This is a genomic window from Pararhizobium antarcticum, from assembly GCF_001885585.1.
GTDB classification, from domain to species: domain Bacteria; phylum Pseudomonadota; class Alphaproteobacteria; order Rhizobiales; family Rhizobiaceae; genus Pararhizobium; species Pararhizobium antarcticum.
The window spans coordinates 13,504-26,488 of the sequence record NZ_LSRP01000129.1; the positions used below are offsets into that span (position 1 = coordinate 13,504).

The window sequence follows — 12,985 nt, forward strand, 5'->3', positions numbered from 1 at the left end:
ACAGCTCTAACGTCAAGTTTTTGAGGGATTTTACGGCGAAACTTTAAGCATCGCAGATGATCCGCAACACGTTCCGCTTGGCAGCCATGGCAATATCCAATACTCGGTCTGGAGCAGATGGCGTTTACAAAGAACCGGGAGTGCAGGCATGGATATTGAAGCGCGTTTAAGCGATGTCATGAGCCGGATTCAAAAGAGTGAACTGACGGCTGGCCGTCCCGCAGATGCGGCCCAGCTCGTTGTCGTTTCAAAAACCTTCGATGCCGACGCCATACGTCCCGTCATCGCCGCCGGACAGCGCGTCTTTGGCGAAAATCGCGTGCAGGAAGCCCAGTCGAAATGGCCGCTGCTCAAGCAGGAAACGCCCGGTATCGAACTTCATCTGATCGGGCCGCTGCAATCCAACAAGTCCGCCGACGCCGTTGCGCTCTTTGATGTGATTGAAACGATCGACCGGGAAAAGATCGCGCGCACGGTTTCGGAAGAGATCCGACGGCAGAACAGGGCCGTGCGGGTCTATGTCCAGGTCAATACAGGACTGGAGCCGCAGAAGGCCGGTATCGCGCCAGACGACACGGTCGCGTTCGTCACCCTGTGCCGCGACGAGATCGGTCTTTCCGTGGAGGGACTGATGTGTATCCCGCCGGCCGACGAGAACCCCGGTCCGCATTTTGCGCTTCTGGCAAGGCTTGCGGAAAGCTGCAACCTCAGCCGGCTCTCGATGGGCATGTCTGGCGATTTCGAGGTCGCGATTGAGTTCGGCGCAACCAGCGTCCGGGTTGGATCGGCGATTTTTGGCACGCGCTAGCCGCGCGTTCGAGCGCGGTTCTCTGAATTAGCGCGCCAGGCACGCTTTAGGGAGACAATCTGCGGCAGGATCGCAGGTTGAGACCGGCTTCGACCAAGGGATAATCCAGTCCATTGGTCGGGCTTCTCGATCCATCGTCCATCTTCTATTGTCCCATTCAGGAGGCCGGCTTTCGCCGGTGGGTATTGATGGGAGGTGACGGCAATGGCGAGCAGCTATGCGGCTGTCTATGAAGCGTGGAAACAGGATCCGCAGGCGTTCTGGGCGGAGGCCGCGACGGCGGTCGACTGGTTCACGCCTGCCGACACGACCTTTGACGCAGCCGAAGGCGTCTATGGCCGCTGGTTTGTCGGCGCGCAAACCAATACCTGCTACAACTGCATCGATCGGCATGTCCTGGCCGGGCGGGGCGATCAGGTGGCCCTGATCTATGACAGCCCCGTCACCGGCACCGTTGAGCACTGGACCTATGCACAAATGCTGGCCGAGGTGCAGGCGCTGGCCAGCGTCTATCTCGAACTCGGCGTGACCAGGGGTGACAGGGTCATCATTTATATGCCGATGGTGCCGCAGGCTATTGCCGCCATGCTGGCCGCATCGCGCATTGGTGCCGTGCACTCCGTCGTTTTCGGTGGTTTTGCCGCAAATGAACTCGCAACAAGGATCGACGATTGCACGCCTCGCCTGATCGTTTCCGCCAGTTGCGGCATCGAGACGGCGCGGATCGTCGCCTATAAGCCCCTGCTCGATGCGGCGATCGACATGGCCCATCACAAGCCGGACCATTGCCTGGTATTCCAGCGCCCGCAATGTCGGGCCGATCTTCAGGCCGGCCGCGATATGGACTATCGTGATGAAGTCGAGCGCGCGATGGTCGCCGACGTCGGCACGCCGTGTGTTCCCATGGAGGCGACCGATCCGCTCTACATTCTCTACACATCAGGGACGACGGGCCAGCCCAAGGGCGTTGTTCGCGATACCGGCGGCCATATGGTGGCCTTGCTGTGGTCGATGCAGCATTTCTACGGGTTGAAGCCCGGAGACGTCTTCTGGACGGCCTCTGATATCGGCTGGGTGGTTGGCCACTCCTATATCGTCTACGGACCGCTGCTCAACGGCAACACGACTGTGCTCTATGAAGGCAAGCCCATCGGAACACCGGATGCCGGCGCTTTCTGGCGGGTGATCGCGCAGCATGGCGTCACGGCCTTGTTTACGGCGCCAACCGCGTTTCGCGCCATCCGCAAGGAAGATCCGCAGGCGGGCCTGATCGAGGACCATGATCTCTCGTCTCTCCGGGTGCTGTTTCTGGCCGGCGAGCGCGCCGATCCGGATACGCTTGACTGGGCCGAGACTGTGCTGAAGGTCCCGGTGATCGATCACTGGTGGCAGACGGAAACGGGTTGGCCGATTGCCGGAAATCCGCGCGGCCTCGGCCTGCTGGCCGTCAAGCATGGCTCTGCAACGGTGCCCTTGCCCGGCTATGATGTCCGGATTCTCGATGATGGAGGCCATCCTGTCACAGCGGGCACGCTGGGCAATGTGGTGATCGGTCTGCCATTGCCGCCCGGTTGCCTGCCGACATTCTGGAATGCCGACAACAGGTTCCGCAGCGGGTGCCTCGAGGAGTTTCCGGATCACTACAAGACGGCGGATGCAGGCTATATCGACGATGATGGTTATATCTTCATCATGGCCCGCACGGATGATATCATCAATGTCGCCGGGCACAGGCTGTCAACGGGGTCGATGGAGGAAATCTGTGCCAGCCATCCGGATGTCGCCGAATGTGCGGTTATCGGCATAAAGGATGCGATCAAGGGCCAGGTGCCGGCTGGCTTCCTTGTTCTCAATGCCAATGTTTCCCGTGAAACAGCCGATATCGAGCGCGAGGTGGTGGCACTCGTGCGCAACAGGATCGGCCCGGTGGCCGCTTTCAAGACCGTCATGTGCATCAAGCGCCTGCCGAAGACCCGCTCGGGCAAGATCCTGCGCGGCACGATGCAGAAGATTGCCGATGGGCTCGACTGGAAAATGCCAGCGACCATCGACGATCCGCTCATTCTCGACGAGATCGGTGCTGTTCTGCACGATCGGGGATTTGCGCGCCGGACACCTGGAAACTGACCGGCCGGTGTTTCTTTCTATCGGACCGAGCAAATAAAAAAAGCCCGGGTCAGCGCAATGGCTGGCCCGGGCCTTGGTCTGGCTTGAGAAAGCCGATCAGTAGGTATCGTCTTCGTCGTCCTTGCGGTCGGACTTGAGCGACTTGAGCTTGGCGAAAACCGCGTCTGCGTCGATTTCCTTTTCTTCCTCGCGCTCATAGTTGAAAGGCAACTTTTCGGTTTCCTGCGAGGCGGCCAAGGTCGCGCCGAGTTCGGCGGCGGTCGGCAGCGGCCGTCCCTTGGCAGCGCGTTCGACTTCAAGGTCGAGATCGATCTGCGTGCAGAGGCCGAGCGTCACAGGGTCCATCGGCGTCAGGTTGGTCGAGTTCCAGTGCGTGCGCTCGCGGATCTGCTCGATCGTCGACTTGGTCGTGCCGACGAGACGCGAGATCTGGGCGTCCTTGAGTTCCGAATGGTTGCGCACCAGCCAGAGAATGGCGTTCGGGCGATCCTGGCGCTTGGAGACCGGCGTGTAGCGCGGGCCCTTGCGCTTGCTGTCAGGAACGCGAACTTTCGGCTCCGACAGTTTCAGCTTGTGGTTCGGGTTGCCTTCGGCGCGGGCGATTTCGTCGCGCGACAACTGGCCGGTGCCGATCGGGTCGAGACCCTTGATGCCCTGGGACGCCTCGCCGTCGGCAATCGCCTTCACTTCCAGCGGGTGCAGCTTGCAGAACGTGGCGATCTGTTCGAACGACAGCGCGGTGTTGTCAACAAGCCAGACGGCCGTCGCTTTGGGCATAAGCAGTTGTTGAGCCATGCATATAGTCCTTCTGTCCGTCCGCGCCGGTGTCGCGGGCCGTGGGGTGTAACCACTCAATTTCCGGGAAATTAGCGCCTCTATACCTGCGTCGTCGCAGAATTGCAATTCATCTCCCACAAATGACCTTTTGTCTAATGGACGCCATGTCTTGACCTGATATGAATGGCCCCCAAGAGGGGCAAGGCACGGGGAGTTGTGCTGTCCCGCCAGTCTGCGCAGGAGGAGATCGTCATGTCTGCCAAAACCTATCCCGTTCTCAAGGATGCCAAGAAGCGTGCCCTGATCGACACCGCCACCTACCAGAAATGGTACAAGCAGAGCGTCGCCGATCCGGAAGCGTTCTGGGGCGAACATGGCAAGCGCATCGACTGGTTCACCCCCTATACCAAGGTCAAGAACACCTCCTTTGAGGGCAAGGTTTCAATCAAGTGGTTCGAGGATGGTGTCACCAATGTCTCCACCAATTGTATCGACCGACATCTGGAAAAGCGCGGCGATCAGGTGGCGATCATCTGGGAAGGCGATAATCCCTATGATGACAAGAAGATCACCTATCGCGAGCTTTACGAGCATGTATGCCGCCTCGCCAATGTGCTGAAGGCAAACGGCGTCAAAAAGGGCGATCGTGTCACCATCTACATGCCGATGATCCCGGAGGCAGCCTATGCCATGCTCGCCTGCGCCCGCATCGGCGCGGTACATTCGATCGTCTTCGGCGGCTTTTCACCCGATGCGCTGGCTGGGCGCATCGTCGATTGTTCGTCTACTTTCGTCATTACTGCCGATGAGGGCCTGCGCGGCGGCAAGCCGATCCCGTTGAAAGCCAATACGGACCGGGCGATCGAGATCGCCAAGCGCGGCGGTGTCGATGTCAAATCGGTGCTGGTCGTCAGGCGCACCGGGGGCAAGGTCAACTGGTTTGCCGAGCGCGACATCTGGTATCATCAGGCCGTCACCGGCGTTAAAGCCGATTGTCCGGCAGCAAAGATGAAAGCCGAAGATCCGCTGTTCATCCTCTACACGTCAGGCTCGACCGGCAAGCCGAAGGGCGTGCTGCACACAACGGGCGGCTACTTGGTCTATGCCTCGATGACCCATCAATATGTCTTCGACTATCATGATGGCGATATTTACTGGTGCACAGCCGATGTCGGCTGGGTCACGGGCCATTCCTACATCGTCTACGGTCCGCTCGCCAATGGCGCGACGACGCTGATGTTCGAGGGCGTTCCGACCTATCCGGATGCCGGACGGCTCTGGGATGTGGTCGACAAGCATCAGGTCAACATCTTCTATACGGCGCCGACGGCCATCCGCGCGCTTATGGGCCAGGGTGACCAGTTTGTCACCCGGGCATCGCGCAAGTCGCTGCGCACGCTCGGCTCGGTCGGCGAGCCGATCAATCCGGAAGCCTGGGAATGGTATTATCATATCGTCGGCGAGGATCGCTGCCCGGTGGTCGACACCTGGTGGCAGACCGAGACCGGCGGTATCCTGATCAGCCCACTGCCGGGCGCAACGGCGCTGAAGCCCGGCTCCGCCACACTGCCTTTCTTCGGTGTCCAGCCACAGCTTGTCGACAATGAGGGCAATGTTCTCGAGGGGGCTGCAGACGGCAATCTTTGCATTACCGACAGCTGGCCGGGGCAGATGCGCACGGTCTATGGCGATCACGAGCGTTTCATCCAGACCTATTTCGCCACCTATAAGGGCAAGTATTTCACCGGTGACGGCTGCCGTCGTGACAAGGATGGCTATTACTGGATCACGGGTCGCGTTGACGACGTGCTGAATGTTTCCGGTCATCGCATGGGTACTGCCGAGGTGGAATCCGCACTGGTCAGCCATGACAGTGTCGCCGAGGCGGCGGTCGTCGGTTATCCGCACGACATCAAGGGTCAGGGCATCTATTGCTACGTCACGCTGATGGCGGGTGAAACCGGCTCCGACGAGCTGCGCAAGGAGCTCGTCACCCATGTCCGCAAGGAAATCGGCGCGATCGCCGCTCCGGACAAAATCCAGTTTTCGCCCGGCCTGCCAAAAACCCGCTCCGGCAAGATCATGCGTCGCATCCTGCGCAAGATCGCCGAAGATGATTTCGGCGCCCTTGGCGATACGTCGACACTCGCCGACCCTGCTGTCGTCGATGACCTGATCGCCAACCGGCAGAACAAAAAGGGCTGATTCGTCAGCTACCAAAGCGTGTCTAAAGGCGCAGTCGCTCCGGTGACTGGAAAAGGAATGTGGCCCGGCTGATGCCGGGTCATCGCCCTCTCCGCGACCTGGGCTGCTGCTTCATTGACGTCAGCCAGCCGGTGTAGGCGGTTTGAAAAAGCGATTTACCAGAACGAACAGACCGCCGTCCGTTTCTTGCCACCCTTGTATTCGCTGACATACCCGGCCGACAGCAGCTCCTGAGCCGGATTCCGTCCGTCAATCAGCGCGATATCAGCCAGCACCCGTCCGAAATACTTGTCGCCGGCAATATGCAGGAGCTTTATCTCGGATTGTCCGCCCAGCATCGCCACAAGCGCAGCCTTGGCCTGCTCGCCGGCCGCCCGTGTCGAGGCGCAATCGGATTTCGTTTCGGGCGCATCGATGCCCCGCAGTCGCACGTAGACTTCCATCGTCTGCTGCGGCCAGGGTTTTGCCGCCACCAGCAGGGTGTCGCCGTCGATGATCTTGATAATGCTGGCCCGCACCGGTCCGTCGATCATAGCCCCTCTGTCGAAAGCGATGGCGGGTCTGATCGTCCCAGCCGTAAGGAGCGGCAGCAGCAGAGCAAACAAAAGGGGGCGGGACAGCGATTCCATGAAAGGAATATATTCCGACATTCTGCGAAAGACAACAGGAATTTTTTCTTAGAAGTCGATGGCGCGGCCGTTGATTTCCCAATCACCGAAGCGAGATGGATCAGCGCCGCCGCGACCGCCATGCTCAACGGGCGGTTCGGCATCCTTTCTGGCCTGGCGGCGCACTTCCGCCTCTTTCAAGGCCCGCTGGGCCGCTGGGGAAAGAACCTTTTCAGGTGCTGGCACCTGATTGTCATTGTCGTTTTGCATGGAAGCGCTCAAATTCGAGACGGGGTTTCCGGGAAATATTGAAGAATGGGTCAGCTCTCCCCATCATATAGGAAACTTCCGTGCAAACGGAAGAATGATTCACGTGAAACCAGAGGCCGTTTCAGGGAGACCTTTATGAATCTTGTTCGCACCGCCATGCTGCTGGCTTTCATGACAGCATTGTTCATGGCCGTCGGTTTCCTCATCGGCGGCAGGGCCGGAATGATGATCGCGCTTCTGGTTGCAGCGGGCATGAATTTCTTTTCCTACTGGAATTCCGACAAAATGGTTCTGCGCATGTACAATGCGCAGGAGGTCGATGCGCGCTCTGCGCCTGAATACTATGGCATTGTTCAGGATCTGGCGAAAAATGCCGGCCTGCCCATGCCGCGCGTCTTTGTCATCGACAGCCCGCAGCCCAATGCCTTTGCCACCGGACGAAATCCTGAAAATGCCGCGGTCGCTGCTTCCACGGGCCTTCTGCATGCTTTGTCGTATGATGAGGTCGCCGGCGTCATGGCGCACGAGCTTGCCCATGTGCAGAACCGCGATACCCTGACCATGACGCTGACGGCAACGCTCGCTGGTGCCATCTCAATGCTGGGCAACTTTGCCTTCTTCTTCGGCGGCAACCGGGAAAACAACAATCCGCTTGGTGTCATTGGCACGCTGGCGGCGATGATCGTCGCACCGCTTGCTGCCATGATCGTCCAGATGGCGATCAGCCGGACGCGGGAATATTCGGCCGATCGCCGTGGCGCCGAAATCTGCGGCAAACCGCTGGCTCTGGCCTCGGCGTTGCAGAAGATTGCCGGCGCATCGCACCAAATCCCCAACAACCAGGCTGAGCGAAATCCGGCGACCGCGCATATGTTCATCATCAATCCGCTATCCGGCGAACGCATGGACAATCTGTTTTCCACCCATCCAGCCACGGAAAATCGCATCGCCGCCCTGCAGGAACTGGCCCGCGAGATGCAGTCGGTCTCGACGCCGCCCGTCAGGGCTGATAATCCCGTGCGCAAATCGCGCTCCGTTCCATCAACCGGCTGGGGTCGCGGTGGTTCCGAACCACCGAAAGGTCCCTGGTCTTGACGTCCGACGAAAACAGAAACGATTCTTCTCCGAAACGAAATCGCAAACCCGTGCGCTCAAGCGGTTCGCCAGAGAGCGGCGGTTTTGAACGCAGCGACAAGCCGGGCCTGAAGGCCCGGCAGGCTGCCGCAAAAATGCTCGCCGCCGTGGTTGACCGCAAGACCTCGCTGGACGGCATGCTGGATGCGGAAAATGGCAATCCGGTCTATCGCGAGCTTAACGATGCCGACCGCGGCCTTGTTCGCGCCATCCTCAATTCGGCGCTCCGCCAGTTGCCGCGCATTGAGGCGATGATCGGCTCGCTGCTGCAGACACCGCTGCCGGAAGGCGCGCGTGCGCTCGATCATGTGCTGGTCGTGGCCGCTGCACAGATCCTCTATCTCGATATTCCCGATCATTCCGCTGTCGATCTTGCGGTCGAGCAGGCCCAGACCGATCCACGCAACCGACGCTTCGCCAGCCTCGTCAATGCCGTGCTACGCCGCCTGTCGCGCGAGAAGGATGCGCTGCTTGCGGGCATCGGCCAGAGCCTTCCCGCTATTCCCTCCTGGTTTTACCAGCGTCTCGTGCAGTCCTACGGGGCAGATCACGCCCATCGGATCGCTGAAGCATTGCTGACGCCAGCTGCGATCGACCTGACGGTGAAATCCGATCCTGAAGGCTGGGCGCGTCGTTTGAATGGTCGCCTGCTGCCCACGGGCTCGGTGCGCCTTGCCAGTTTCTCGGGCGGCGTCCCCTCGCTAGACGGTTTTGCGGAGGGCGAATGGTGGGTGCAGGACGCGGCGGCCGCCCTGCCGGCCCAGCTTTTTGGCAGGCTCGAAGGACAGCGGGTCGTCGATCTCTGCGCCGCACCCGGCGGCAAGACAGCCCAGCTTATTCTAGCGGGTGCCGACGTCACGGCGCTCGATCAGTCCTCCAGCCGCCTGAAGCGTCTGAAGGGCAACCTTGCCCGTCTCGGTCTCGATGCGGTGACGCAGGAAATCAACATGGCGGATTTCCAGGCGGAGACGCTCTTCGACGCCGCCTTGCTGGACGCGCCCTGTTCTTCGACCGGAACGATTCGCCGCCATCCGGATGTGCTCTGGACCAAGGGCCCGGCAGATATCGAGAAGCTGGCCTTGCTTCAGGAGAAACTGCTGCGCCACGCACTGACCTTGGTCAAACCGGACGGTCTTGTCGTCTTCTCGAACTGTTCGCTGGATCCCCGCGAAGGCGAGGACGTCACCGCGCGTGTTCTGGCCGATGGCGGCTGTGAACGCGTCGCTGTCGATCCGGCACAGTGGCCGGGCCTGGAAGATGCCATCAACCCGCTTGGCGAATTCCGCACGACGCCTGCGATGATCCCGGTATCCGAGGGCTTCTCAGGGGGGCTGGACGGCTTTTATGCGGTGGTTCTGCGCCGCAAGGCCTGAATTCCGCATCTCCAAAATTACGGTGGGGTGTTTCCCGACAAGGGCGCGTGTCAATTGACGCGCGTCGCGCCTTTGGCCTATCAATATGGGTGTAACCCATAAAAGTTTAATGACTTTTCTGGCACCATCGTGTTTCAAGCGGCTTTCAACGGCGGTCATGCGGGAATTTTTGGTCCGCGAGTCCGAAAGGGCCGTTCCAGGAGTGGGGGATACACGGGCGTCAATGCAGATTTCCGACAGGCAAAGGCTTCTCTATCTGTATATGCGTGAGGGCTGGCGCCGATTCTCGCATCGCCTTGCCTTGGGCCGGAATTCCGCCTTCCGTTTTGCCGGCACCACGCCCGACCGGCTGATCGTTGCACCCACAGATCTGCGGGCGATAGACCCCTTTGTCGCGCAGGAAATCGTCGATGGCCGCTTTCCCCTGGCCGGCCGCGTACTTGATACGGATGGTGAATCGCCGTTCGAACTCGATCTTCCGTCGCGTGAATTCGGTGTCCGCCTGCATTCCTTCAGCTGGCTGCGCCATATGCGTTCGATCAATGAAGACGAGGCCTTTACCCGGATTCGCCAGCTCTTCAACGAATGGATCGGCAGCCATGGCCGTGTTATCGGCGGCCTGTCGTGGGAAGCCGATATCATCGCCCAGCGGCTGATTGCGTGGATGTCCCATTCGCCGATCGTGCTGCGCAATGCCGAACATGCATTCTATCGACGATTCCTGAAAAGCCTCGCCTTCCAGGTCCGCTATCTCAAGCATGTGGCCGACACCACCCATGATGGTGAAGCACGCCTGCGCGTCCGCATCGCGCTCGCCATCGCCTCGGTCTCGATGCCAGCCTCGCCCTCTTCCATCCGCAAGGCAGCACGCAATCTCGACGCGGAGCTGGATCGGCAGATCCTGCCCGACGGCGGTCATTGCTCGAGAAATCCGAGGCTTGGACTGGAGCTTTTGCTGGATTTGCTGCCGCTGCGCCAGACCTATGTCAATCTCGGGCATGATCTGCCCGCCCGGCTGATCCCCTGTATCGACCGGATGTACCCCGCGCTGCGTTTCTTTCGTCATCAGGGCGGCGAACTCGCCCTGTTCAACGGCGCCACTTCGACGCTTGCCAATGAGTTGATGTCGGTTCTGCGGTATGACGAGACAGCCGGTGCGCCGTTCAAGGCGCTGCCGCATCTCGGTTACCAGCGTCTGGCGGCCGGTACCGCCATCGTCATCATCGATACCGGTACGCCGCTGTCCGTCGCTCTGTCGCGCAATTCCCATGCCGGCTGTCTGTCCTTCGAAATGTCCTCTGGACGCTATCGTTTCATCATCAATTCCGGATCGCCCAAGTTTGCCGGCGAACGGTTCCGCCAGATGGCGCGCATGACGGCGGCGCATTCGACCGTGACCATCAACGATCGTTCGTCCTGTCGTTTGTCGCAGTCGCGTTTCCTCGGGCCGATCGTTACGGGGGGTGCATCGAAAGTCACGCTGCGTCGCACGGAGGATGCTGGTCATCTTGAGGCAGTGATCGCCAGTCATGACGGATATGTCGAGGCATTCGGCCTGGTGCATGAGCGCGATATCGGCATCAATGCCAAGGGCACAATCGTGCGGGGGCGCGACCGTCTGTTCCAGCCCGATGGGCAGGAGCCGCAGCCCAGCAACACGGCGGTTGCTGTTGCGCGGTTTCACATTCATCCTGCCATCACCATCCGCAAGAACAATGCCCAGGAGGTCTACCTGACGGCGCCGGATGGGGAGACCTGGCTGTTTTCCTGCCGTGATGTCGCGGTCGAGGTCGAAGAGGACGTGTTTTTCGCCGATCCCTCCGGCGTGCGCAAATCCTCGCAGCTCACCATCACCTTTGCGGCGGCAACACATCCGGAAATCCAGTGGATTATGTCGCACGAAAGCTGACATCGGCCCTTTGGCGCTTTCGCCGGTTTCTTCCGGGGTAAAGCTGTGCTAACGGCAGCCTCAAATAGGCCGGGTCTCCCCCATTGACCGGCGCTGCCCAAGGAGCTTGGCAAGATGGCTGTTTCCTCCAAGAAAATTCCCGCGCCGGATCAGGTGACGATCGCAACAGCGCTTCTGTCCGTGTCCGACAAGACCGGCATTGTCGATCTCGCCCGCGCGCTCCATGAAAAGGGCGTGCGCCTGGTGTCGACCGGCGGCACGCACAAGACGCTGTCGGAAGCCGGTCTTCCCGTCCGTGACGTATCGGAACTGACAGGCTTCCCCGAGGTGATGGATGGCCGCGTCAAGACCCTTCACCCCGGCGTGCATGGCGGCCTGCTCGCCATCCGCGACGATGCGGATCATCTTGCGGCGATGCGGGACCATGGTATTACCGGCATCGATCTGGCCGTCATCAATCTCTATCCGTTCGAGGACGTTCGCGCCAAGGGTGGCGACTATCCGACGACGGTTGAGAATATCGACATCGGCGGCCCTGCGATGATCCGCGCATCGGCCAAGAACCATGCCTATGTGACGATCGTTACCGATCCGTCCGATTACGCGCCCTTGCTGAATGAAATGGAAAAGGGCGCCACAACGCTGACTTTCCGCCAGACGATGGCAGCAAAGGCCTATGCCCGAACGGCCGCCTATGACACGGCGATTGCAGGATGGTTTGCAGAGGTGCTGGATACGCCGATGCCGCGCCACCGTACGATCGGCGGCGTTCTCAAGGAAGAAATGCGTTATGGCGAGAACCCGCACCAGAAGGCGGCCTTCTATGTCACCGGCGAAAACCGCCCCGGCGTCGCGACGGCGACCTTGCTGCAGGGCAAGCAGCTTTCCTACAACAATATCAATGATACGGACGCGGCTTTCGAGCTGGTTGCGGAGTTCCTTCCGGAAAACGCCCCGGCCTGCGCCATCATCAAGCATGCCAATCCCTGCGGTGTTGCGACTGGATCGACGTTGCTCGAAGCCTATAATCGTGCGCTCGCCTGCGATTCCACCTCTGCCTTTGGTGGCATCATTGCGCTGAACCGCACGCTGGATGCGGCAACAGCTACGGAGATCGTCAAGCTGTTCACCGAGGTGATCATCGCGCCGGATGTCGATGAAGCTGCAAAAGCGATCATTGCGAAAAAACCGAACCTACGCCTGCTCGTGACTGGCGCCCTGCCCGATCCGCGCGTGCCGGGATTGACGGCAAAGACCGTGTCCGGCGGCCTGCTCGTGCAAACCCGCGACAACGGCATGGTCGAGGATCTCGAGCTGAAGGTGGTGACAAAGCGCACACCGACCGCTCAGGAACTGGAAGACATGAAGTTTGCCTTCAAGGTGGCAAAGCACGTCAAGTCCAACGCTGTGGTCTATGCCAAGGATGGACAGACCGTGGGCATCGGTGCCGGCCAGATGAGCCGGGTTGATTCAGCCCGTATTGCCGGGCTGAAGGCAGAGGAAGCCGCGCGGGCACTCGGCCTTCCGGCGCCGCTGACGCAAGGGTCGGCAGTTGCTTCGGAAGCTTTCCTGCCGTTCGCGGATGGTCTTCTGTCGATGATTGCCGCCGGCGCCACCTCGGTCATCCAGCCAGGCGGCTCGATGCGTGATGAGGAGGTCATCAAGGCGGCTGATGACGCTGGTATCGCCATGGTCTTCACTGGCATGCGCCATTTCAAGCATTGATCGGATAGAGGGCCGCGTCTGCCGCGGCCCTTCTGCCACCACAACCTCG

General features: G+C 60.3%; 10 protein-coding genes. 7 read left to right on the forward strand and 3 right to left on the reverse strand.

The genetic code is table 11. The features are described 5' to 3' along the window. Positions 1 to 148: 148 nt before the first annotated feature. Both AX760_RS22465 and AX760_RS22470 read left to right on the forward strand, forming a co-directional pair. Positions 149 to 808, forward strand: coding sequence for a YggS family pyridoxal phosphate-dependent enzyme (locus AX760_RS22465; protein ID WP_071835246.1), 660 nt, complete (start codon positions 149 to 151; stop codon positions 806 to 808). 204 nt (positions 809 to 1,012) lie between these two features. Beyond that, positions 1,013 to 2,935 (forward strand): propionyl-CoA synthetase, encoded by a 1,923-nt coding sequence (locus AX760_RS22470; protein ID WP_071835247.1) that lies wholly within the window; start codon positions 1,013 to 1,015, stop codon positions 2,933 to 2,935. A gap of 96 nt (positions 2,936 to 3,031) precedes the next feature. On the opposite strand, the gene AX760_RS22475 is transcribed toward AX760_RS22470, so the two are convergent. Continuing rightward, positions 3,032 to 3,730 carry a DUF1013 domain-containing protein gene (locus tag AX760_RS22475; protein ID WP_071835248.1) on the reverse strand — a complete coding sequence of 233 codons (699 nt, stop codon included), beginning with the start codon at positions 3,728 to 3,730 and terminating at the stop codon, positions 3,032 to 3,034. A gap of 234 nt (positions 3,731 to 3,964) precedes the next feature. Between AX760_RS22475 and acs the strand changes: the two genes are divergently transcribed. After that, positions 3,965 to 5,917 carry an acetate--CoA ligase gene (gene acs, locus AX760_RS22480; protein ID WP_071835249.1) on the forward strand — a complete coding sequence of 651 codons (1,953 nt, stop codon included), beginning with the start codon at positions 3,965 to 3,967 and terminating at the stop codon, positions 5,915 to 5,917. Positions 5,918 to 6,072: 155 nt separating this feature from the next. Here the strand turns inward: acs and AX760_RS22485 are convergent, their stop codons facing one another. Then, positions 6,073 to 6,546: a thermonuclease family protein gene (locus tag AX760_RS22485; protein WP_071835382.1), complete on the reverse strand. Its 474-nt coding sequence runs from the start codon at positions 6,544 to 6,546 to the stop codon at positions 6,073 to 6,075. 48 nt (positions 6,547 to 6,594) lie between these two features. Further along, entirely contained in the window at positions 6,595 to 6,795 is a 201-nt protein-coding gene (locus AX760_RS22490; protein ID WP_071835250.1) for a DUF1674 domain-containing protein, read from the reverse strand. A 135-nt stretch (positions 6,796 to 6,930) separates the two neighbouring features. Here AX760_RS22490 and htpX point away from each other — a divergent pair, with 135 nt between their 5' ends. The 4 genes from htpX to purH all read left to right on the forward strand — a co-directional run bounded on the left by htpX (position 6,931) and on the right by purH (position 12,936). Continuing rightward, positions 6,931 to 7,890 (forward strand): zinc metalloprotease HtpX, encoded by a 960-nt coding sequence (gene htpX, locus AX760_RS22495; RefSeq protein ID WP_071835251.1) that lies wholly within the window; start codon positions 6,931 to 6,933, stop codon positions 7,888 to 7,890. Continuing rightward, the gene (locus tag AX760_RS22500; protein ID WP_083531293.1) at positions 7,887 to 9,302 is read left to right on the forward strand and encodes an RsmB/NOP family class I SAM-dependent RNA methyltransferase; all 1,416 of its coding nucleotides are present in this window, start codon (positions 7,887 to 7,889) and stop codon (positions 9,300 to 9,302) included. Before htpX ends, AX760_RS22500 begins: the two co-directional genes overlap by 4 nt. A 223-nt stretch (positions 9,303 to 9,525) precedes the next feature. After that, the gene (locus AX760_RS22505) at positions 9,526 to 11,211 is read left to right on the forward strand and encodes a heparinase II/III family protein (protein ID WP_071835252.1); all 1,686 of its coding nucleotides are present in this window, start codon (positions 9,526 to 9,528) and stop codon (positions 11,209 to 11,211) included. Positions 11,212 to 11,325: 114 nt separating this feature from the next. Next, positions 11,326 to 12,936, forward strand: coding sequence for a bifunctional phosphoribosylaminoimidazolecarboxamide formyltransferase/IMP cyclohydrolase (purH, locus tag AX760_RS22510; protein WP_071835253.1), 1,611 nt, complete (start codon positions 11,326 to 11,328; stop codon positions 12,934 to 12,936). The last annotated feature ends 49 nt before the right edge of the window (positions 12,937 to 12,985 follow it).